Origin of the sequence: Leptolyngbya sp. GGD (assembly GCF_026735145.1) — a bacterium.
GTDB classification, from domain to species: Bacteria; Cyanobacteriota; Cyanobacteriia; order Leptolyngbyales; family Leptolyngbyaceae; genus Leptolyngbya; species Leptolyngbya boryana.
The window spans coordinates 244968-267352 of record NZ_JAPQKE010000003.1; the positions used below are offsets into that span (position 1 = coordinate 244968).

Sequence of the window (22385 nt, forward strand, 5' to 3'; positions counted from 1 at the left end):
ATCGTTCAAGTTGGCTAGCTCTGCTCAGTTTAGCTCTGCTCAACGGCTGTTGTGAGCAGAGCTAAACTATCGCTTAATCCTGCTCAAATACCTTCCCCAATGCAGCAGGTGGAGTACTCCGAATCAATTCCGAAGCTGTGTGATCGAGAGGCGAAGGTAGAGCTTTCAACACTCTTTCCACCCATTCGCTCGAAGTCAAAACCAACAGTACAATCATCAGCAAAAATGGCGCAACAGTGAACACTTGCGTCGGAACATCAGGAATTGTACTTTGAGCGACCCCAGCTAGAGATTGCAAAATGCCAAACAGGTAGCAGCTAATCGCCACTCTTAAAGGATTCCAACCACCAAAAATGACGATCGCCAAAGCAACCCAACCATATCCAGCAGTATGTAACTGGCTCCAACCCGCTTTGAAATTCAGCGAGAATGCTGCTCCTGCAATGCCCATGAATGCACCGCCCACCAAAGTATAGATGTAGCGCATCAAAACAACATTTGTACCTCTAGCAAAGGCAGCATTCGGCTGTTCTCCGATCGCTCTCAGCATCAATCCGGCACGAGTCCGATAGAAGTAGATCCAGGCAAACGCGATCGCGAAATAGCTCACATAAACGAGCCAATCACTCTGAAAGAAAAGCTGCCCAATCAAGGGAATATCTTGCAGCAATGGAATTCTAAAACTGGGAACAGTCGGCCCTGGAATTCGCACAAACGGATTCCCCAAAAATGACGATAAGCTCGCTCCTAACAGTGCCAACACAAACCCGATTGCAACTTGAGACTGTTTCAGCGTTAATGCTCCGAATGCAACAATGAACGCGATCGCGGCTCCAACCAATGCCGCACCTGTAAAGCCTGCGAGCAAGCTGGGAATAGTTCCGGTGGATTCGAGCGTTTTCGCGATCGCAAATCCGGTCATTGCACCCATTAAAATCGTGCCTTCAGCCGAGAGATTGATCACTCCCGCTCGTTCTCCGATCGTTTCTCCCAAGCAAGCAAAGACAAGCGGAGTAGAAGTCGCGATCGCAGTTGCAAAAATCGGAATCAGTTGAGCTGCATCCATGGATTTCAAACCTTTTTGCTCACTGTATCATCCTTTCAAAGTGTCACTTTGTCGTAAATTTCAGCGATCGACAAGGTGACATCGATTGATTTCAGTTTAATTTCAGTGTCTTGATCGTCAAACTGATCAATTTGCCAGTGTTTTGGTTGAGTTTTGTAGAAATGATCGATCGCGATCTGGCTTTGATCAATCAAGAGATATTCCTGAAAAGACGGAATCGATTGATAAAGTCTGAACTTATCTTCTCGATCAAATTCTTCTGTAGATTCCGATAAGACTTCAATAATAATCTGTGGATTTGTAACCGTTGTTTTGCGATTCTGATAGTATTCTGGTTCTCCAGCAGTCACCATAATGTCTGGATATCGAAACTTTTGGGAAGTTGGAACCCAAACTTTCAAATCTGAAATAAATACTTCAAACCTCTGTCCTCTTAACCCGATTGTTAAAGCAGTACAGAGATTCCGACAGATGCGATTGTGATTTGCAGTTCCACCTGTCGTTGGGGTAATCACTCCGTTATCGTATTCGCTTCTAAATTCAGCGTTTGTTTCTAGATCAAGATACTCTTCTGGTGTGTAAAGACGCTGTTCTTTTGCGGTAGCTCCGCTGTACGAAGTGGTCGCTTGAGTCATCAGAAATGCTCCAAATCCATGAATTGATTCTATCAATCACAAAGAGAATGCCTGCTAGATCGCTTGAACTTCTCCAAGCGATCTAGCAGGCATTAAATTTTGGTTCAAAATTCAATTTAGAACAAACCGAGCGTCAAACCTTGGCTGACGGGCATAATTGCACCAATTCCAAGCCACATGGTCACAAAGGTTCCAAACAAGAACACTGCCATCGCCACAGGACGACGGAAGGGGTTTTGGAATTTGTTGACGTTTTCGATGAACGGAACGGCAATCAAACCTAAAGGCACAGATCCCATCAAGACCACACCCAAGAGCTTGTTCGGCACGAGGCGCAGAATGTTGAAAACAGGATACAGATACCACTCAGGCAGAATTTCCAGCGGAGTTGCAAAGGGATTTGCAGGTTCACCATTCATTGAAGGGTCAAGCACTGCCAAACCGACACAAAGCGCGATCGTACCTAAAATTACGACCGGGAAAATGTAAAGCAAATCGTTGGGCCAAGCAGGTTCACCATAATAGTTGTGACCCATGCCTTTTGCCAACTTAGCGCGCAATTGAGGATCGCTAAGATCCGGCTTCTTAATCGTTGCCATTTAACAGAGGCTCTCCTAGTTCTAGAGATCAGCAGAGACAGAATTTAGACTTTGATTTCATCTTACGGTTGAATCCAAAATCCAAAATCTAAAATTCATTACAACGGACCGGAAATTCCTTGCTTCCGAATCATCAGGAAGTGCGCCAGCATAAAGACGGCGATCAACCAAGGTAAGACAAAGGTATGAGCACTGTAGTAGCGAGTCAGGGTCGATTGACCAACACTTGCACCACCGCGCAGCAAGTCTGCAATCAGGGTTCCCACAACTGGAATCGCTTCAGGCACACCGGATACGATTTTCACCGCCCAGTAGCCGACTTGATCCCAAGGCAAGGAATAGCCCGTCACACCGAAAGAAACGGTGATCACAGCCAAGATAACGCCCGTTACCCAGGTCAATTCGCGGGGCTTTTTGAAGCCACCAGTCAAATAAACGCGGAACACGTGAAGAATCATCATCAGCACCATCATGCTGGCAGACCAACGGTGGATGGAGCGAATCAGCCAACCGAAATTGACTTCGTTCATGATGTACTGAACAGAAGTGAATGCTTCGGCAACGGTGGGCTTGTAGTAAAAGGTCATTGCAAATCCAGTTGCGAACTGGATTAAAAAGCACACCAGAGTAATGCCGCCCAAGCAATAGAAGATGTTGACGTGGGGAGGCACGTACTTGCTGGTTACGTCTTCGGCGAGCGCACCGACTTCTAGGCGCTCATCGAACCAGTCATACACATTTGCCATAAAGCAAGCGTTCCTAAAAAATGATTGCTGTTCATAAAAAATGTAACATATGAGAACGCTTCATTTCATCGCGGAAAGAGTCAATTCGTCAGGGGTTTTACGGCTTTTTGGGATGTTAGGCTTTTATAAGTCTTCATGAAGAATAATTTCATTCTGAGAATTTTTTATCGGAACGTTCGATTTCTGGCAGAGTGAATCATGCTTGAATTGGGACACCGATTGACGCAATATTTGGCGCTACTATCACGATCGCTATGGAAAAACGATTCATTTGGGTTCGCTCTCTTACGATTGTTGGGTTGTCGATCGCGGCGGCGCTCCTGTTTCTTGCGGCTCCAGCACTGGCACTGACGGAAGAACAAAAGTTAATCAACGAGGTTTGGCGGATTATCGATCGCGGATATGTCGATCCGACTTTTAATCATAAAAATTGGTGGGCACTGAGAGAAAAATATCTCAAGCAATCTTTGCCGAATCGAGAGGCGACGTATGGAGTGATTAGCCAAATGTTGGCAGTGCTTGACGATCCGTTTACTCGATTACTCAAGCCCGATCAATATCGCAGTTTGCAAACGAGTACGTCAGGTGAATTGACAGGCGTGGGCTTGCAGATCGCGCTGGATATGGAGACGAAGCGCTTGAAGGTGATTTCGCCGATCGTCGGATCGCCTGCGGCAAAAGCGGGGATTTTGGCGGGAGATAGCATTCTTGAAATTGATGGCGTGACTACCGAAGGATTGAGTCTCGATGAAGCGGCAGAGAAAATGCGCGGGACGATCGGAAGTCATGTGATGCTGACAGTCAAGAGAGAAACCGAAGAACGCGAATTTGATTTGGTGCGCGCTCGTGTGGAGTTGAATCCGGTTGTGGCTGAATTGCGATCGCAGCCGAATGGATTGAAGGTTGGATATTTGCGGTTGAGCCAGTTTAATGCGAACGCAGCGATGGAACTGGGACATGCGATCGCGTCATTAGAGAAAAATGGAGCCGATCACTATATTCTCGATTTGCGGAATAATCCGGGCGGATTGTTGAATGCTGGAATTGAGATTGCGCGATTATGGCTGGATGAAGGCGCGATCGTTTACACGGTCAATCGCCAAGGGACATTAGGAAGTTTTGAAGCGACTGGGAAAGCCTTGACGCATGATCCGCTTGTTGTTTTGGTCAATCAAGGTACGGCAAGTGCCAGCGAGATTTTAGCAGGAGCACTGCAAGATAACGCACGAGCAACGATTATCGGAGAGAAAACATTCGGCAAAGGGTTGATTCAATCGTTGTTTGATTTGTCAGATGGATCGGGCTTAGCTGTCACCGTTGCCAAGTACGAAACGCCAAATCACACGGATATTAATCGGTTGGGGATTCAGCCCGATCGAGTTGTGCCGATCGACCAAACGTTTACGCTGGAGCAGATTGGAACAGAAGCGGATCGCCAATATCAAGCTGCGATCGCGGCGTTTTCGGATTCGCTCGTAGCTGGGGCGAAGTAGTGAGTGAATTAGTTTTCAATAGTCATGGTTGAGCGCGTTTATCACGATCCGTTACATGGCGCGATCGCGCTCGATCAAAGCGATCCGACTGAGGCATTGTTGATTCAATTGATCGATACGCCTGCATTCCAACGCTTGCGGCGGATTCGGCAGTTGGGTCCTGCGAGTTTGACGTTTCATGGCGCGGAAGGATCGCGATTTACGCATTCTTTGGGCGTGTTAGCAGTCGCGAGACGGGCATTTGATCGGATTGCACGAGATTATCCGCAATTGCTTCCGCATCGAACGATCGTACTCTGTGCGGCATTGCTGCATGATATTGGACATGCGGCGTTTAGCCATACGGCAGAAGAGATTTTTGGCAGTGATCATGAGCTTTGGACGCGGCGGATTTTGCGGGAGTCAGAGCCAATTCGGCAATTGCTCGATCGGTTCTCGCCAGATTTGATTGATCAACTTGAAGCCGTTTTCTTGAAGAAATATCCATTGCCATTGGTTTGGCAGTTGGTTTCAAGTCAGTTAGATTGCGATCGCTTAGATTATTTGATGCGAGATAGTTACTTTACGGGCGCATCTTATGGACATATTGATCTCGATCGCATTTTGATGGCGATGCGCTACGATCCGGTCACTCAGCAGTTAGTGGTGGCAAAAAAAGGAATGGCTGCGATCGAGCATTATTTGATCGTGCGCTATTTTATGTATTCTCAGGTTTATAACCATCGTAAAAATATTGCTGCGACTTGGGTTTTACTCAAAACATTTCAGCAAGCTCGATATCAGTTGAAGCTTGGCAATCTAGAAGCCGATCAAAATGTTCGAGCTTGGCTGAATCAAGACGGTAATCAAATCGAATTAGACCAGTATTTAGCCGGAGATGATGGAGCTTTTCTCTATCATTTTCAGCAGTGGCGATCGCATAGTGATCCTGTTTTGGCGGATTTATCGCGGCGATTTCTCGATCGAGATTTGCTGAAATCTTTGGATATTTCCCAGTTAGAAGAAAGCGATCGAGATTTACTGCTAGAAAAGGCTCGATATTGGACAACGCAAGCGGGATTTGATTCATCGACTTACTGCGGGCTGAGAATCGCGGTGAGTCGAGGGTATACGTTGTACGATCGTGGCATTCATATTCAAACAACAACCGGACTGCGAGAAATTGGAGAGCTTTCTGCTTTGGTACAAACGTTGACACAGCCAATTCAGAAAGTGTGGCTAATCTATTTGCGCGAGATTGATGACAAGATTAAAAGCTTTGTGGATAAAGCAGGCGAATTGCTGTGAAATTTGAGGATAACGCTTTGGATAGAGAGATCGACTGTTGAGAGATGTTCTAAGAGGATGCAAAAGACTCTTCGCTCACGTTTCCATCCCGCCCTGGAATTCTATTCTGGGGCGGGTGAATGCGTCTCAACGATTACTGTTCAAACATCCTCTAAACGACCAAATGATGTTCCATCGCAAATCGAACTAATTCGGCTCGATTACTCGTTTCAGTTTTTCTCAGCAAACTACTGACATGCTTCTCTACGGTTCGCGCACTCAGATGTAAATGATTGCCGATTTGAATATTCGATAGCCCATCACTCAAGAGCGCTAAAACCTGTTTCTCACGATCGGTTAAAGCAATATCGATATCTGCGATCGGTTTTTCTCCAATCTCACCGGATGCTTCAAAGCCTTGCCGCGATCGCCATTCTGTTTCGATCATCTGAGTGCGATCGAGTAAATTTCGCACGACCGCACCTAATTCAGACAATTCAAACGGTTTGGCAAGATAAACATCACAGCCAAGCTGATACCCTTTCACTCGCTCCGTTGTCTCAGTCCGTCCTGTGAGGAACACGATCGGCAAAAGCCGCAAAGCGGGACGGCGACGGACGTGGCGAACTAACTCGTAACCATCAATTAAAGGCATCGAAACATCGGTCACGATGAGATGGGGTTGATGCGTGTCAAGCAGTGCGATCGCATCAGCCCCATTCTCAGCCGAGACCACGGAATAACCAGAACATTCAAGGTAGTCGCTGATCGAGAGTCGGGTTCCGACATCATCCTCAGCAACGAGGATCGTCAGGGGCATGAAACACAGGTTAGCAAGAACTCCAGATGCCGGAAATTGCGGCATATCGGATATTAAAGCGATTTATTATGCGGCACTAGGACGCAAAAATTCTTGGAGTTGGTGAGCAATATCTATATCGTAGGGGATTGGTCGGCGCATTGGACGATAATCTTGCTCGATCGCGGGTCGGTGACGCAGCACAGCATTCACTAAAACACAGGGCGAATCACTCAAGTTAATGGCTCCATGTGGCACTCCTGGCGGAATCTTGACCACTTGTGGGTAAGACTCGCTTAATGGGATGTATTGATACTTACGATTCTGTAACACAACCAAGATAAAACTTCCCCGTACCACCAGCAATTGGTCGGTTTGAGTCCGGTGAACGAAAAGGTCATCGATCGTATTGGCGGGGACATTCACCAACATGGTTTCATGACTCGATTGCGGCGTGTAGAATTCTGCCATTCCGCCTTTAATCGATTGCAATTGAATGATCTCAATTTGCGTTGTGATACCCATACGAATCTCCTAGTGACGATCGCATTTTTTCTAATTTAATCGCTGCTCTGGGAAGCGGCTGTGCTTATTATTACAAAAGATAATAAGTACTTCTAAAGTGTGACACTTTATGGTAAAGCATCCCATTTTTACGTTTTTTGAACTTGCCTCTTGACTTCTGATGAATCGTACATTAATACTATTTATAGTACTTGCGTACTAAAGATTCATATGCCTTAGGAGCCGCGATGACAGAACTTAAAACAGAAAGTCAGTCTACTCGGATCGTTCAGACCCAACCGACTGCAAGACGACAATCTAAGAAATCAGCGATCGCGGCTGGCAAAGAATCCCCGTCTGAAGCGCCTGCTGAGTCTAACACTGAAGATATTGCGAAAAAAACTTCGCGCACAACGAAAACTAAAAAAACAACTCAAACCCGTCAAGCGGCAAGTAAGTCTACCAATCAATCCGCTTCTACCCGCGTGAAATTAACTTGGGAGCCGTCTCCTTCGATCGAAGCAAGCTTGCAACAATTCAATGAGCAATTAAATGCGACTTGGATGGCGATCGACGAACTCAAAGCTACCGTCGAACAGATGCAAATTCAAACGGCAAGACCCGCAAGCGTCCAACTGCCTTTAGAACCACCCAAGGCACAGATGAGCGATGTTGCGCCTCACCAACCTGCACAATCTGTTCCGGTCCCGCGAACACGGGCACGTGTACCAGAGACAGCGCCGCAGTCTGCGATCCCACCCTTTCGCCCGACTTCTGGTTTTCCGACTTCGGTGCGAGTCCGTCGCCGCAAGCCGTTTGATCTGCTGATGCAGAGTGTCTTACGGCTTCCGGTACAAAATTCTGGCATCGCGATCGATGCTGCCTTGTGGGTGATGGCGGCTGCCGGACTGAGAGTTGGCTTGAAATACGTCGTCATGGCATTTCCAATGTTGGAACTTCCCGTGATGATTCTTGTGTTTGTGCCAGCCTTGCTCGCTGCTTATGCTGCATTGTTTATTCCGAACGTCAATCGAATCGGGGTCTATCGACTGTTGCTTTTAGCCTTAGGACTGTTCGTTGGAGGACGGCTATGATTGATAAACTCAACTCGAATCAATTTTTAGCAAGCATCGCAGGTGTTCTCGCCATTGGGATCTTCATTCAAGCGATGGGCTTACCGTCTTTTGGAAGTAAAGAGGCGACTTTAGAGTGTCAGGGAACCGTGCGATCGGACTCTGCACTTGCGAAAGACAAAATCGCGAATCTGATCCAATTCAAAACAGGAGATACAAAAGATTCAGTTCGCAAGGTGCTTAAAGAGCCGTACTGTGTTCTGCCGAAAATTGCCATTCGCAGCGGGATGCAGACTGAGCGGGAAGCGTATCGGGTCGCATCCGATGCCCTAGAAAAATCAACTTCTCAAACGTTTATTGTGGTTTCCTATGAAGGTGATCAATATCTGGGGTATAAGTTCTGGATTCGTTAAGCTCGGAACTATTTTTTTGTTGCTGCTGCTGATTTCGGGTTGTACTTCTTCTCAACAGCCAAACCATAGCATTTCAGAACCGAAGTTGTACCAAAGTTGGCAACTGAAGCTCGGAGATCAAATTGCTGGATCAACTGTGATAGGAGGATTAGGAGATATTTCGATCGCATTGAACGGTAAGTCTGTCTACGCTCCATCGACAGGCAATGTTTATTTAGGTCAGCGAGGCTGTGTGTACTTTGCAGGGACAGATACTCCAGCCTATTTGTTTCGGCTCTGTGGATTAAAGTCTCCGAAGCTCGGAGCATTGAAAGCTGGAGACGCGATCGCGACTGGAGACATCTTGCAATTTGCAACGTTACTCAAGCAATCCGACGGAACTTGGGCACTCGTCGAGCCTGATAAAAGCCTATTGGAACGAACTCTGAAGCCACGATGAAGAAAATTGTTTCTCTGATGATGAGCGTGATTGTTCTCACCTTGAGCGGAGTACGATCGACGCAAGCTCAAGTGCTGGAATTCACCCCGAACCTACCAAAATCTGAAGTAAAAAAAGCTCCAAAGATTCAAGAAAGTCCCCCCTCTGAGATTCAAGAGAGTCCCTCGTCTAAGACTCAAGCAAGTTCGCCTGCAATTCTCACTCCTCTCAAACCATCGAGTCCACCAAAACCCCAACCGAAACCCCAAAACATTGATACTTCAACCGATGACACTCGCTTAGTTGCCGTTGCACCGGATGAACTCTTTGCAGGAGGATCGGATTCGCTCGTTGCAAGAGCAGTCGGAAGTGCTGAAGGAACTCGCACACCAGAAGGAGGAAAGACTTGGGCGTACTATGGACATGTTGATCCAGGTAATGGGGCTTGGAATATGGGAAGCTTTTCTTATCAGCATGGTGCTAGCTCTCCAGATGATGCCGATCGCCGACAGCTTGATCGCTTATGGCGGCAGTATCAGGTGATTCAAGAATCTGCGATCGCGGCTGGATTGCGATTAGGGTTAGAAGAACAACTCAATGGCATTGATTTAGCAAACCAAGCACCACTTGCAGCTTTGGATGAAGGAGGTTATGTCGATCGATTACGGCAAGCTTATGAGCGAGGTTTTCGCGGTTCTGAGGCAGTGTTGCAGGCTCGAACTTACTCTTACCTCAATCCTCGCACCAATCGATGGGAGGCTCCTGGATTGGGCAATACGCTAGAAGGGATTAGTCGAGATCAGGCGCGGCGGCAAGGAGCGATCGCAGAAGCAATGAGCTATCATCAGCAGAGCCAGGTTGCGCGATCGCGGACATCGGATGATGAGCGGGTTAGTGCGGTTCCGAAGTGAGAGTTTGTCTAGTCGTCGAACATTTTGTGGAGTAGGGAGTAGGGAGTGGGGAGTGGGGAGTGGGGAGCAACAACCATGATTTTAGATCTTCTACCTATCCCCCTATCAGATTGATTGTAGTGAACTACTGGGTCGAGACAAAATACATCGCATCTCGACCGGAAGTTTAACGATTCTACGATCGCAAATAATCAACAACCGCTTGAGCGATCGTAAGATTCCCATCTTTCGGCAATTTTTCAGATTTGCGTGGCGGATTCATTGGTTGACGAATGTTGCTCCAATCTCCGTTAAAAAATTCATCGAGTGACCAAATTTGATGTTCGGCATAGTCTTGAATGCCTTCTAGTAAAATCGGAGATTCTGCAAAGCCTTCACGAGTCACAGTCATCACCGGAATTTCATAACGGCAGGCTTCAGAGAAAGTACTATATCCAGGTTTTGACAGGAGACGACCACAGATGGGCATTAAATCGATCGGACGGTAAAATCGATCGTCTACTTTAATCAAATTGGGCAAGTCTGGAGCATTGTTATCAAAACAGAGAAACTGATAGTCAGACAGATGTGTGAGATTCTCGTACGGAACTCGATCAAGTCCTAGTCCACCAAACGTTACTAGGATGATTTTTTCTTTTGGAGTATCCGTGAGGTTGAACTTTGCTAAAACTTCTGCTGCCTCGAATCTTGGAGCAACGCCAGTTAAACCGACATCTGTGACAGTTGGAAACGCTTGCATCGATTCGTGAAATGGCATTCTGAATAAGCGATCGCACTGTGAAAAACAATCGCTGATCCAATCTGCCATTTCCAGAAACTCACCGCCCCAATCTCGATAGATAAAGTCCCACCCAAAGTTACTCATCATCCAACCGGGTACACCTGCTGCTTTAGCAATAGGAGCAGCTAAAGGTGGAATATCTCCAAGCACTAATCCGGCTTTGTTTTGCAAAATAAAATTCGCTTCTGATGCGATCGTTGCTTGTTGACGCGATCGAATTTCTCTTAATTTCTCTAGCGTTGCAGGCTTATCCATGATTAAACTGTCTTGCTGAATAATTCCCACGTCTAATGCTCTGGGGCGATGGATAAAATCGCCGGGAATGTAAGCTTCTAAGACCGAGCGTGGAGCCGTTGTCGCCAGGATTAAAACAATTTCGGGATCAAGGCGTTGAATTTCAGCCGCGATCGCTGCCGCGCGAGTTGCATGACCAAAGCCATGATTCGTAATTGCAAGATAGAGAATGGGTTGGGGCATAGGGAGTTTAGAGAAAGCAATCCGTAAACAAGCTTAAGCGATACCTATCAAAACGCAACAAGTTGTAGAATTTTACTCATTGAGCTTTTCAAGATTTTGTCTCAGGGCTTGTCTTAGTACCGAATTGATTGAGTGTGATGGCGCAAGTATAAGAGGATGTTTGACAAAGTATCGTTCATCGCATTTACCCGCCCCGGAATGAATTCGGGGCTAGTTGAACAAAGTCCCTTCAGGGACTAACAGCCAATCAGAATGAGATCTTCAGTCCTTTTCAAAGGACTTCGCACCGTTAGCCCCGAATTCATTCCGGGGCGAGATTGAACGGAGCGAGGAAACTGTTGATACTTTCAAAGCACCTTTTGAGAGATGAAAAGACATCATCTCGAACCTTCATAACTTGCGCCAATCATTCGCTTATCTCCTACCCAGTTCAAATTTTCACATACAAAATTTTGCTCAAAGAGGGTTCCCAGATGGCTCGAATTGGTCGGATAGTCGGCTTGTTTTCCGGCATCACACTCGCATTTAGTCAAGCTTCAATTACATTTGCAAAAGCAGTTCTTTCCCCGTCTGAAATTCGCCAAACGGCTCAACCGCTGACCGTTCAGATTTTAGGCTTTAGTTCAGGAGGCAGTCAGACTGGATCAGGTGTGATCATTGCAAAACAGGGAAATACTTATGCTGTGTTAACCAACCGACATGTGATTTGCAATTTGGATTTTGCGGGACAATGCGATCGCAATTTAAGACTTCAGATTCGGACTGCCAATGGTCAGCGCTATCCAGTCGCAAATACTCATACATTTGAGCAGTTAAAAGGCATTCCTGACGTTGCAGTGGTTTTATTTCAATCTCCACAAAGTTATCCAGTTGCAACATTCGGGGATTCAACCCAATTAGCTAAGCGGGATCTGATCTGGATTAATGGTTATCCAGGCAGTCCGCAGCAATCTCCTGGGACAGAGCCTATTGCATTTCACAAAGGCTTTTTCACCTCTCAGGTGAATGATCCTCATAGTGAAGGTTACTCATTGATGTTTACAACGATCGCGGCTCCTGGAATGAGCGGTAGCCCGATCTTTGATGCAAGCGGGCGAGTGATTGCCATTTTTGGGCAATCCGGCGATATGGGCGTTTTAGCAGGCATTCCCTCGAATTTTGTCTCGGATTTATTGCAAAAATCGTCGAAGTTAAATCAGATGACACTGACTGTCGATCGCTCTGCTCTCACCGGAACTCGACCACAGTTGAGCACACCTCAAACGGCTGAAGATTACTTTTTGCGAGGAGTCAGTCAAATTGATCAACCCCAATCTGCACTCGCTGATTTGACAAAAGCAATTGAGCTAAATCCCAAGTTGATGATGCCGTATCGAACGAGAGCTACAATTCGAGCCAGAATGGGCGATCGACAAGGTGCAATGCGCGATTTTGAAACAGTACTGAAGCTCAATCCAGATCGCAGTGATGCGTTGTCTGCACGGGCACAAATGCGCATTCAATGGAATGATCTCACAGGCGCGATCGCAGATTACACCGAAGCCCTACAACATGCTCCTCAAACCCCAAGTTTGCTCTTCAATCGAGGCATGACACACAGCCGACTGGGGAACTATCAAGCCTCAGTAGACGATTTTACAGCGGGAATTGTACTTCAGCCTAAAGATGCAGTTGCTTATCGAGAACGAGGACGTAGCTATCTCGGACTGCAACAATTACCGAGTGCATTGAAAGATCTCGATCGCTCGATTGCACTCGATCCTAGCTCAGCCGTTGCTTACGATCTGCGCTGCTTTATTCAAATGGGAATGGATCGTTATCAGGCAGCTTTGAATGATTGTAATCGCGCGATCAAGATCAATCCTACTTATGCGATCGCGTATGCCGATCGAGCATTTGCTTGGCTTGGCTTAAACAATCCTCAGAATGCGATTCAAGATGCGAAAACAGCGAGTCGGCTTGATCCGAAATTGAGCGAATCTTATACGGTGCAAGCGATGGCGTATGAGCGGATAGGAGATCTGCAAAATGCGATCGTTGCTTATGAGGCTGTGATGAACTTGTTGCGAGAGAATGGTCAGATCAATTCCAGAGCATATCAGGGAATTTCAGCGACGATCGCGCAACTAAGAAGCAAGGTAAAATCACAAGAATCTCGATAACGAGGTTTTTGTCGTGGGGATTTGATTTTGACTGCGTTTAAGAAGGCGTTTGTTAAGTATCAACCTTTCCTCGCTCCGTTCGATCTCGCCCCGGACTGAAAGTCCAGGGCTAACGGTGCGAAGTCCTTTGAAAAGGACTAAAGAGCTGATTCTGATTGGCTGTTAGTCCCTTGAGTGGACTTCGTTCAACTAGCCCGGAATTCCATTCCAGGGCGGGTGATTGCGATGAACGATACTTCTTTAAAATCCTCTAACCTCCGAGGACTCAGATTTGAATTTTTGAGCAAAGTCTCACCGCACCTTACCCCGTATTTCACTCAACTTTTCTTATGGCAAATCAGGGCTGGCAGTTTTGGATTGATCGAGGTGGCACATTCACTGATGTTGTTGCTCAACGTCCAGATGGCACGATCGTCGTTCACAAATTGCTGTCTGAAAATCCTGAATGCTATAAAGATGCTGCAATTCAAGGCATTCGAGATGTGTTAGGACTGACGAATGATCAACCGATTCCTTGCGACCAAATCGCAGTTGTGAAAATGGGAACGACTGTAGCAACCAATGCTTTGTTAGAGCGTCAAGGCGATCGCACTGTATTACTGATTACTCAAGGCTTTCGAGATGCGCTGAGAATTGGCTATCAAAACCGCCCCAACATCTTTGCTCAACAGATCGTGCGACCAGAAATGCTGTATGAGCGAGTGATCGAAGTAGAGGAACGCTTTAGCGCTCAAGGCGCAGAACTTTGTCCGGTTCAGATTACGGAGGAACTTATTCGATCGCTCACTGCTGCGTATGAAGACGGGATTCGAGCTTGTGCGATCGTTCTACTGCATGGATATCGCTATCCTCAGCACGAACAACAGCTCGCTGAGATAGCTCAAAAGATTGGATTTACTCAAATCTCTGTTTCGCATCAGGTGAGTCCGCTCATGAAGCTCGTCAGTCGAGGCGATACAACCGTCGTTGATGCTTATCTTTCTCCAATTTTGCGCCGTTATGTCGATCAAGTTTCAGCCGCGCTTAACAACACTGATTTGATGTTTATGCAGTCTAATGGGGGCTTAGTCAATGCTCAGCAATTTCAAGGTAAAGATAGTATTTTATCGGGACCTGCGGGTGGAATTGTCGGAGCGGTAAAAACCAGTGCATTAGCGGGGTTTGATAAAATCATTGGTTTTGATATGGGCGGGACTTCTACAGATGTTTCGCATTTTAATGGACAGTATGAACGCACCTTTGAAACTGAAGTTGCCGGAGTGAGATTGCGATCGCCAATGATGGCAATTCACACGGTTGCAGCAGGAGGTGGATCCATCCTTCGCTTTGATGGATCTCGGTATCGAGTAGGTCCGGAATCAGCCTTATCCAGTTCGCAATCCTCAGCAGAATATCGCTGATTTGCAAGCTCAGATCGCAGCGAATGAGAGAGGATCACAGCAGCTTTTACAAATGGTCGATCGCTATGGTTTAGCAACCGTTCAAGCTTACATGCAGCATATTCAAGACAATGCTGAAGAAGCTGTGCGTAAAGCGATTACAGTGCTACAAGATGGCAATTTTACTTACGAAATGGATGATGGCAATCAGATTCAAGTTAGTGTCAAAATTAAAGACCGAAGCGCGATCGTTGATTTTACTGGAACTTCTCCGCAACAGTCATCGAACTTAAATGCACCGCTCGCCATTTGTAAAGCAGTAGTTCTCTATGTCTTTCGTACCTTAGTTCAAGATGATATTCCACTGAATGCAGGGTGTTTGAAGCCTCTAGAAATTATTGTGCCTGAAGGGTGCTTATTGAATCCTCGATATCCGGCAGCAGTCGTGGCTGGCAATGTGGAAACATCACAAGCGATCGCGAATGCTCTCTATGGTGCATTAGGAGTTTTAGCGGCTTCTCAAGGCACAATGAACAATTTCACATTCGGCAATGAGCAGTATCAGTACTATGAGACGATTTGTGGCGGGTCTGGAGCAGGCGCGACATTCGATGGGACAGATGCAGTTCAAACTCATATGACCAATTCGCGATTGACTGACCCTGAAGTGTTGGAATGGCGCTTTCCTGTCTTAGTCGATATGTTTGCAATCCGGGCAGGAAGTGGCAGTCAGGGGAAGCATTCAGGCGGAAATGGGGTGATTCGTCGGATTCGGTTTCGCGAGGCAATGACTGCTGCAATCTTGTCAGGGCATCGGCGCATTCAGCCGTTTGGATTAGCCGGAGGTCAAGCCGGAAAGACAGGACGAAATTGGGTCGAACGAGCGAATGGAACGATCGTAGAAGTGTCGGGAAAAGCGGAAGTACAGATGTTGCCGGGAGATGTGTTTGTAATTGAAACTCCGGGCGGGGGTGGGTTTGGGGAAGGCTAGTAGTTTGCCGGAATTTAGATGATAGGGAGTGGGGATTTTTAAGAGCTATGATGCGATCGCGCTTTTTCGCTTCACGACAACCATTGAATCTCCTACGATCGGCGGTCGTGCTAGTAACACACCTCGCGGATCACGAACCTCTAATTTGGGAAGCTTGAACGTCTGAGATCGTGTCCATAATTCGTCTGCAAATCGGTCTTGCTGTTCAGCATTAAATCGATACCAGTCATTTGAAACCGTAACTTTCATCTGACCTCGTGTTTCGTTCTGCTCAACTGACACGACTAGACCATTGATGAAGCGATCGCTAATTTCTATCACTTGATCCTCGATCGCAGCGATGCGTTTCTCTTCAGGTGTCAATTCTGGTTGAGGAATAGCTGGTTCTGCAACAACTTCCGGCACTTCTACTTCTGGCGTTTCTACAATCGGTTCTGCTGCTTCAACTGGAATCTCTGCAACGACTTCTGGTTCGCTAACCGCTTCTGGTTCACCGACGACAATCGGTTCACTTACAACAATTGGCTCACCAACTACTTCTGGTTCACCGACGACAATCGGTTCGCTGACCACTTCTGGCTCACTGACGACAATCGGTTCACTCACTACTTCCGGCTCGCTCACCACAGGAGTCGTCACGGTTTGTGGTGCAGTGTCAGGAGTGGATAAATCAGAGGGAAAAGACGATTTTGTCTGATCTGGCAGAATCAGCGGGGGACGATTTGCGACTTGTGGCTGAGGGGGTTTCGAGGAAAAAAGCGATGTCGTGAACCAGAATAAAATCACGATCGCGCCTGCCAAAATCCCGCTTAAAGCGCGATCGCCTAATTTCTCATTCCATTCGGGCGAGAGTCGATCGCGTACCAGTTTTAACAACTGATTCCAAATCGGTAAAAACTTCTCCCACACGACAGAGAAGAACTTCAAAATCTTCGCAACCGTTGGATTCGGTTCTGACGAACCTTCTAGCGTATTGGCAGTTTTTTCGAGAAACTGAATCGTCGATCGTAAGAGCTTAATCGTGCCAGTTTTTAGCGAAGAAATAAAATCCGTTGTCTGAGACTGTGCCACACTAGACTGGGATTCTGGGGTTTGGTTTGAGTCTTGTGACATAGATGTGACCTCCTCGACAACAGAAATCTGTATGAATCCAGTAGAGTAAAGAGCGGTAAGATCTTCAATCTACCATCTGAGCGATCGCAACTGTTGTTAAGAACAAAGTCGTATGAGATTAAGTCGTCGTCAACTGCTGGTGTTAGGGGGAGTCGGTGCAGCCGGACTTGCCGTCGCCGGAAAGAGCTTTAGTCGGCAATTTGAGCCAATGCCACAAACGGTTTCTGAACCGCCTAAACCTGCAAGTCAAGAATTGATGCTGCGATTTGTTGCGGTCGCAGATTCAGGAGCAGGCGATCAAAATCAGTTTGATTCTGCGAATGCAATGGCAAACTATCACAAGAAGCATCCCTATTCACTCGTCACGCTCGCCGGAGATAATATTTACAACAGTGGCGAAATGGAGCGGATTGGCATTGCTTTCGAGCAGCCTTATGCACCTTTGTTGAAGCAAAATGTTCGCTTCCAAGCCTGCCTGGGCAATCATGACATTCGCACAGCAAACGGCGATCCACAAGTTCAATACAAGAACTTTCACATGAAAGGACGGTACTACACCTACCGCGAAAAAGATGTGCAGTTCTTCGTGCTGGATACTAATGGCAATGCTGACTGGAAAGATCAAATGGCTTGGCTGAATGCTGAGCTAGGACGGAGTAATGCTCCGTGGAAAATTGTCTATGGACATCATCCGATCTATTCCTCCGGGCATTACGGAACCGATCGAGAGATGATCCGAAAATTTGCGCCATTGTTCAAAAAACATCAAGTGCAGCTTTATATCAATGGGCACGAGCATCACTATGAGCGATCGACATCCATTGATGGCACGACTTACTTAGTCACTGGTATTGGAGGCGCAAGTCTCCGTCCCGTTGGAACTTCAAAGACAACTGAATACTCAGTTTCTCGCTTTGGATTTAGTGCGATCGAAGTCTATCCGGATCGACTCCAAATCGAAGGCATCGGCACAGATGGGCTAGTGTTCGATCGCGGTATCATTGCTCGGCAAGCTCAGGTAGCAGTATGACAGATGCATCTACTCGCACCGTTCAACTCGCAACTGACTTCATCGGCAAGGGCGACCCCTTGGGATGGTTTGAAGAACTCTATGCGACTGCAAACGGAGATCCCACCACAGTTCCTTGGGCAAGGTTAACCCCGCATCCGCTGTTTGTGGAATGGTTAAATCAACACTCGCTTGTCGGAAAAACGGCGATCGTCATCGGTTGCGGATTAGGAGACGATGCCGAAGAACTCGCAAAACGAGGCATGGAAGTGACAGCTTTTGATATTTCGGAAACCGCGATCGCTTGGTGCAAAAAACGATTTCCCGACTCATCTGTGAACTATCAAGTCGCTGATTTATTCCAGCTTGCATTGGGCAAATTCGACTTTGTTCTAGAGTCTTACACGATTCAAGCGATGCCGCCAGAATTGCGCGCTCAAGCGATTCCCAAAATCGCCGAACTTGTTGCAGAATCGGGACAACTGCTTGTGATTTGTCTCGGCAGAGAACCGGAACAGCCGTTAACGACCGTGCCATTTCCGCTGACTAAAATAGAGCTATCTGGTTTTACTCAAGCTGGACTGCATGAAGTCAAGTTTGAAGACCTGAACGAACCGGAAACGGTCAGACGTTGGCGAGTGCAGTATCGAGGTTAATCCAATGGCAAATATGATTTGGATGGAAGACATCACCAAGACCTATCGTTTAGGTGAAGTCGATGTTCCGGTTCTCAAAGGCATTGATCTCGCGATCGAAGAAGGCGAGTATGTTGCCATCATGGGCATGTCCGGATCGGGTAAGTCCACGTTGATGAATATCATTGGCTGTCTGGATCGCCCATCCGATGGCAATTATGTGCTCGAAGGTCGAAATTTGACCACCTTAGATAATGATGAACTTGCCTTTATTCGGAATCAGCGCATTGGGTTTGTCTTCCAGCAGTTCAATTTGCTCAGCCGGGCAACGGCTTTAGAAAATGTGATGTTGCCGATGGTCTATGCAGGCGTTGCCCGATCGCAAAGAAAACGCCGAGCCGAAGAAGCTCTCACACGAGTTGGACTTGCAGAACGTTTATCCAACCGTCCCAATCAACTGTCTGGCGGACAACAGCAACGAGTTGCGATCGCGCGAGCTTTAGTCAATCGTCCGGCGCTCGTCCTCGCTGATGAGCCAACAGGTGCTTTAGATACGCAAACTTCAGCCGAAGTGATGGCATTGTTGACGGAACTCAATCAGCAAGGAATTACGATCGTGATTGTGACGCATGAACCTGATATTGCCGCACAAACTCAGCGGACGATTCATGTGAAAGATGGGTTGGTCGTAGATGGGTGAGTACCCGAAGCATCGAGTTTCGAGGAAGTGATATGTAGCGATCCTGTCTGAGTTGCAAAGGCTAGAAAAAGTGGGGAGTAGGGGGTAGGGAGTAGAGAGCTACCAAACAAACAACTCCCCACTCCCTACCCTAGCAATTAAGCAAACTTGAATGAGCATCCTCAACTTGCAGGCTTGACTGTCCCCGCCGATTGATTAAACAACAGTTCTCGTGCTTGTTCTGGGCTAATCTGATCTGCCTTAAACGCCTCTGCTTTCTCATAAGCTCGTACCGTTGCTGGACGAGATTGAATCGTCTCAAACCAGCGCTTCAAATTGGGAAAATCTTCGAGCTTTTGCCCCTGACGCTCGTAAGGCACAATCCACGGGTAGCAAGCAATATCCGCGATCGAATACTCGCCTGCTAAAAATTCGCGATCGCTCAACTGTTTGTTCATCACCGCATAAAGCCTTCCCGTTTCATTCACGTAGCGATTGATCGCGTACGAAATTTTCTCAGGTGCATACTGGCTGAAATGGTGATTCTGTCCTGCCATCGGACCTAGCCCTCCCATCTGCCAAAACAACCATTGCAACGTATCTGACCGACCTCGAAGATCACTTGGAATCAATTTACCTGTCTTTTCAGCCAGGTAGAGCAAGATCGCACCCGATTCAAACAGAGAAATCGGCTCACCGCCGTCTGCTGGTTCATGATCTACGATCGCTGGAATCCGATTGTTTGGAGAAACCTTGAGAAATTCAGGTTGAAACTGATCGCCCTTGCCAATATTGATCGGCACAAGAGTATAAGGTAGCCCTACTTCCTCTAGAAAGATTGTAATTTTATGCCCATTGGGTGTTGTCCAGTAGTAGAGATCGAGCATGAGAGTTTGTGTTCCTGAGAATGTACTTCAATTGCACGATCGTAGCGAATCTCCGTCTCATCGATTTGCATTAAGATATCTAATTCTTATTCAAATCTGAATCAACTCTGCCGATGTCAAAAAGTTCCGGAGAGCAGGAATCCGTCACGTAATAGAGGAAATATTGGTATTTTTTATTACATTCTCTCTGGCTACGCAAGCGAATTAATACAAGAAAACAAACTAAAAAATTGTGATGGAAAACTTTCAATATAGGCATGTCTACAGTTCAGTCCCATGAAGATTGTTTGTTCTTGCTCAGCCCTCTAGCATAAGCAATTTATGTCGTTCTTATCTCAAGACACTTTTGCCCCTTTGAGTTCTCAAGATGACCTTGAGCTAGCATTACTTCTATGCTGTGCCAGAACTCATCGCGATGCTACAACAGTGGCTCAGATTCATCAACTAGTACACCAGCCGATTCGATGGGAAAACCTCATTCCCCTAGCCGAGTGGCACAGTGTCCTGCCGCTGGTCTATCAAACCTTAAACACAGTCTGTCCAGAAAAGATTCCTCCTGAAATTTCTAAGCGGCTCCGGCAGTCCTTCTATGCAATCTCACTCAACAATCAACTGTTGATACAAACGCTGCTTATCCTATTAAAACAATTTGAGGATGCAGAGATTCCCGTTCTCGCTTTCAAGGGTCCATTGTTGGCGATTTCGTACTACGGCGACTTGAATTTAAGGCAATTTAACGATCTCGATCTGCTTGTTGCTCGAAATGATTTTGAACGTGCTCAAACCTTATTGCGGGAAAAAAATTACCAGCCTTATCAAGTATTAGGGTGGCAAACGGCTTTCGCTCATTCATCAAGTGGAGTAGGAATTGATCTCCACCGTGCCCTAACTCCACCCTATTTCAAATTCGATTTGCAGTTTGAAGAACTGCGATCGCGCCTTCAATCTTGTTCGTTCGACAATCAGCAGATCGACTGTCTCTCCCCGATTGATATGTTGCTCATTCTCTGTGTGAGCTTTTGCCGCGATCGCCATGAACAAAAATCTCGGCTCATTCAACTGTGTGATATCGCTCAACTGATTCAAGCTTATCCCAATCTCGACTGGCATCAGGTTCTCAACCAATCTCGTCGATTCGGCATCCTGCATATGGTTCTAGTGACACTAGCACTTGGACAGCAGCTTTTGCAGATTCCCTTACCGAAAATGATGCAAACTCAGATTCAACACAATTCAGCGATCGAGTCGTTGCTGCATCCACTTGCAACCAATCTACTTAAAACCAATTTACAGCCTCAGCTTCTACAGTTTGATTCAGAAACATTCTGCTTGGATCACACTTTCTATTTGGCGCTCAGAGAACGCTGGTCGGATAAAATCCCTTACTTTCTCAATTATGCTGCTCTGCCCGTTGATCATCCGCAACGCATCCAGTTACCCAAAGCATTCGATCATCTATACTTAATTCGCCGAACAATTGGACCGAAGACTAATCTATTTCGGCTGAAAGTATTGCTACACAAAGTAAAGCTTTTCTTGCGCCTTTCTCCACAAGACAGCATTCGTTTCATCTGTGCCTTAGCATTGTTCCCTTGCATCGAGATCGCACTACAGCATTGGAATATTGCACAGATTCAAGGTGTTCTCACTCGCTTATGCCGACCACTCTCTCCTGCATCACCAGTTCAAGTAGAGCGAACAGCCAGATTAGTCGAAATTGCAGCACGGCAATACAGTTCTCGCTGGGCAAATTGCCTGAAGCGATCGCTAGTGCTCTGGTATCTGCTGCGCTGTCAAGGAATTGCGAGTGAACTCAGAATTGGGGTGCGCCGAGAGCAAGGGGAATTTCAAGCCCATGCTTGGGTGGAATGTCAGGGCAAAATCCTGAATGATATCCCCGATGTTCACCAATCGTTTGCTGCCTTTGACTCGACACTTATGCATAAGCTCTCATCTGACTAATCTCCGGATTGGAATAAATTGCTGTGGATACAGCAAAGCACTATTAACAACTATCACTTCTCAAACCAATGCTTGAACATCCTCAAATCACCCTAACAGATTCACTTCTTAATCAGCAGAAATACCAGATTGCGGATGATGTACTCTATCGCCAAGTTGATACTGAAGCAATCCTGCTCAGCATTTCTGGTGGCGCTTACTATAGTTTGAATGAAACCAGTATTTACATCTGGGACGCGCTCAAAAATCAGCAGCCGCTCGCCTCTGCGGTAGACCGCATTCTGGATGAATACGACGTTGAGCGGACTCAAGTTCTCACGGATTTGCAACAAGTACTCCAAGACCTATCAGCTTATGGTCTGATTTCTCCCGTTAACCTAGAGTGAG

Annotated in this window: 23 protein-coding genes; 14 read left to right on the top strand and 9 right to left on the bottom strand. The window is 46.7% G+C overall.

Going from position 1 to position 22385, the window contains the following annotated elements; translation table 11 throughout:
• Positions 1-73 precede the first annotated feature (73 nt).
• The 4 genes from OU814_RS16100 to petB form a co-directional block, all read right to left on the bottom strand.
• Positions 74-1066 carry an ABC transporter permease gene (locus tag OU814_RS16100; RefSeq protein WP_268184232.1) on the bottom strand — a complete coding sequence of 331 codons (993 nt, stop codon included), beginning with the start codon at positions 1064-1066 and terminating at the stop codon, positions 74-76.
• A gap of 35 nt (positions 1067-1101) precedes the next feature.
• Positions 1102-1701, bottom strand: coding sequence for a Uma2 family endonuclease (locus tag OU814_RS16105; protein WP_268184234.1), 600 nt, complete (start codon positions 1699-1701; stop codon positions 1102-1104).
• Positions 1702-1817: 116 nt separating this feature from the next.
• Entirely contained in the window at positions 1818-2300 is a 483-nt protein-coding gene (petD, locus tag OU814_RS16110) for a cytochrome b6-f complex subunit IV (protein WP_017287736.1), read from the bottom strand.
• Between the two features lie 98 nt (positions 2301-2398).
• A complete protein-coding gene (gene petB, locus OU814_RS16115; RefSeq protein ID WP_017287737.1) occupies positions 2399-3046 on the bottom strand; it encodes a cytochrome b6 in 648 nt (215 codons plus the stop codon).
• A 254-nt stretch (positions 3047-3300) separates the two neighbouring features.
• Here petB and ctpA point away from each other — a divergent pair, with 254 nt between their 5' ends.
• Both ctpA and OU814_RS16125 read left to right on the top strand, forming a co-directional pair.
• Positions 3301-4539: a carboxyl-terminal processing protease CtpA gene (gene ctpA, locus OU814_RS16120; RefSeq protein WP_268184238.1), complete on the top strand. Its 1239-nt coding sequence runs from the start codon at positions 3301-3303 to the stop codon at positions 4537-4539.
• 24 nt (positions 4540-4563) lie between these two features.
• Entirely contained in the window at positions 4564-5826 is a 1263-nt protein-coding gene (locus tag OU814_RS16125) for an HD domain-containing protein (RefSeq protein ID WP_017287739.1), read from the top strand.
• Between the two features lie 151 nt (positions 5827-5977).
• Here the strand turns inward: OU814_RS16125 and OU814_RS16130 are convergent, their stop codons facing one another.
• Together OU814_RS16130 and OU814_RS16135 are read right to left on the bottom strand one after the other, a co-directional pair.
• Entirely contained in the window at positions 5978-6625 is a 648-nt protein-coding gene (locus tag OU814_RS16130; protein WP_017287740.1) for a response regulator transcription factor, read from the bottom strand.
• A gap of 66 nt (positions 6626-6691) precedes the next feature.
• Positions 6692-7129: a dTDP-4-dehydrorhamnose 3,5-epimerase gene (locus OU814_RS16135; RefSeq protein ID WP_268184241.1), complete on the bottom strand. Its 438-nt coding sequence runs from the start codon at positions 7127-7129 to the stop codon at positions 6692-6694.
• Between the two features lie 227 nt (positions 7130-7356).
• Here OU814_RS16135 and OU814_RS16140 point away from each other — a divergent pair, with 227 nt between their 5' ends.
• Genes OU814_RS16140 through OU814_RS16155 form a run of 4 tightly spaced genes read left to right on the top strand, consistent with a single transcriptional unit; the run spans position 7357 to position 9923 of the window.
• Positions 7357-8202, top strand: coding sequence for a hypothetical protein (locus OU814_RS16140; protein WP_268184243.1), 846 nt, complete (start codon positions 7357-7359; stop codon positions 8200-8202).
• Positions 8199-8594, top strand: coding sequence for a hypothetical protein (locus OU814_RS16145; RefSeq protein ID WP_017287743.1), 396 nt, complete (start codon positions 8199-8201; stop codon positions 8592-8594). The genes OU814_RS16140 and OU814_RS16145 overlap by 4 nt, the downstream gene beginning before the upstream one ends.
• Positions 8551-9033: a hypothetical protein gene (locus tag OU814_RS16150; protein WP_026148575.1), complete on the top strand. Its 483-nt coding sequence runs from the start codon at positions 8551-8553 to the stop codon at positions 9031-9033. Before OU814_RS16145 ends, OU814_RS16150 begins: the two co-directional genes overlap by 44 nt.
• Positions 9030-9923 carry a hypothetical protein gene (locus OU814_RS16155; RefSeq protein WP_268184245.1) on the top strand — a complete coding sequence of 298 codons (894 nt, stop codon included), beginning with the start codon at positions 9030-9032 and terminating at the stop codon, positions 9921-9923. The genes OU814_RS16150 and OU814_RS16155 overlap by 4 nt, the downstream gene beginning before the upstream one ends.
• A gap of 175 nt (positions 9924-10098) precedes the next feature.
• Here OU814_RS16155 and OU814_RS16160 read toward each other — a convergent pair whose 3' ends face one another.
• Positions 10099-11181, bottom strand: a complete 1083-nt coding sequence (locus OU814_RS16160; protein ID WP_190649963.1) for a glycosyl transferase — start codon at positions 11179-11181, stop codon at positions 10099-10101.
• Positions 11182-11654: 473 nt separating this feature from the next.
• Between OU814_RS16160 and OU814_RS16165 the strand changes: the two genes are divergently transcribed.
• From OU814_RS16165 to OU814_RS31335, 3 genes are all read left to right on the top strand, one after another.
• Complete coding sequence (locus OU814_RS16165) at positions 11655-13343, top strand: serine protease (protein WP_268184251.1); 1689 nt, start codon at positions 11655-11657, stop codon at positions 13341-13343.
• Between the two features lie 329 nt (positions 13344-13672).
• Positions 13673-14743, top strand: coding sequence for a hydantoinase/oxoprolinase family protein (locus OU814_RS31330; RefSeq protein ID WP_326498311.1), 1071 nt, complete (start codon positions 13673-13675; stop codon positions 14741-14743).
• 1 nt (position 14744) lies between these two features.
• Positions 14745-15713: a hydantoinase B/oxoprolinase family protein gene (locus OU814_RS31335; protein ID WP_326498312.1), complete on the top strand. Its 969-nt coding sequence runs from the start codon at positions 14745-14747 to the stop codon at positions 15711-15713.
• A 45-nt stretch (positions 15714-15758) separates the two neighbouring features.
• On the opposite strand, the gene OU814_RS16175 is transcribed toward OU814_RS31335, so the two are convergent.
• Positions 15759-16826: a hypothetical protein gene (locus tag OU814_RS16175; protein ID WP_268184254.1), complete on the bottom strand. Its 1068-nt coding sequence runs from the start codon at positions 16824-16826 to the stop codon at positions 15759-15761.
• Positions 16827-16938: 112 nt separating this feature from the next.
• Between OU814_RS16175 and OU814_RS16180 the strand changes: the two genes are divergently transcribed.
• The 3 genes from OU814_RS16180 to OU814_RS16190 are packed head-to-tail and all read left to right on the top strand — an operon-like array spanning position 16939 to position 19170.
• Positions 16939-17856: a metallophosphoesterase family protein gene (locus OU814_RS16180; protein WP_268184256.1), complete on the top strand. Its 918-nt coding sequence runs from the start codon at positions 16939-16941 to the stop codon at positions 17854-17856.
• Positions 17853-18491, top strand: a complete 639-nt coding sequence (locus OU814_RS16185) for a class I SAM-dependent methyltransferase (protein WP_268184258.1) — start codon at positions 17853-17855, stop codon at positions 18489-18491. Before OU814_RS16180 ends, OU814_RS16185 begins: the two co-directional genes overlap by 4 nt.
• A gap of 4 nt (positions 18492-18495) precedes the next feature.
• Positions 18496-19170, top strand: a complete 675-nt coding sequence (locus tag OU814_RS16190; RefSeq protein WP_017287753.1) for an ABC transporter ATP-binding protein — start codon at positions 18496-18498, stop codon at positions 19168-19170.
• A 161-nt stretch (positions 19171-19331) separates the two neighbouring features.
• Here OU814_RS16190 and OU814_RS16195 read toward each other — a convergent pair whose 3' ends face one another.
• Positions 19332-20036 (bottom strand): glutathione binding-like protein, encoded by a 705-nt coding sequence (locus OU814_RS16195; RefSeq protein WP_268184260.1) that lies wholly within the window; start codon positions 20034-20036, stop codon positions 19332-19334.
• 321 nt (positions 20037-20357) lie between these two features.
• Here OU814_RS16195 and OU814_RS16200 point away from each other — a divergent pair, with 321 nt between their 5' ends.
• The gene (locus OU814_RS16200; protein ID WP_268184262.1) at positions 20358-21998 is read left to right on the top strand and encodes a lasso peptide biosynthesis B2 protein; all 1641 of its coding nucleotides are present in this window, start codon (positions 20358-20360) and stop codon (positions 21996-21998) included.
• Positions 21999-22066: 68 nt separating this feature from the next.
• The gene (locus OU814_RS16205; RefSeq protein WP_190649933.1) at positions 22067-22384 is read left to right on the top strand and encodes a PqqD family protein; all 318 of its coding nucleotides are present in this window, start codon (positions 22067-22069) and stop codon (positions 22382-22384) included.
• The last annotated feature ends 1 nt before the right edge of the window (position 22385 follow it).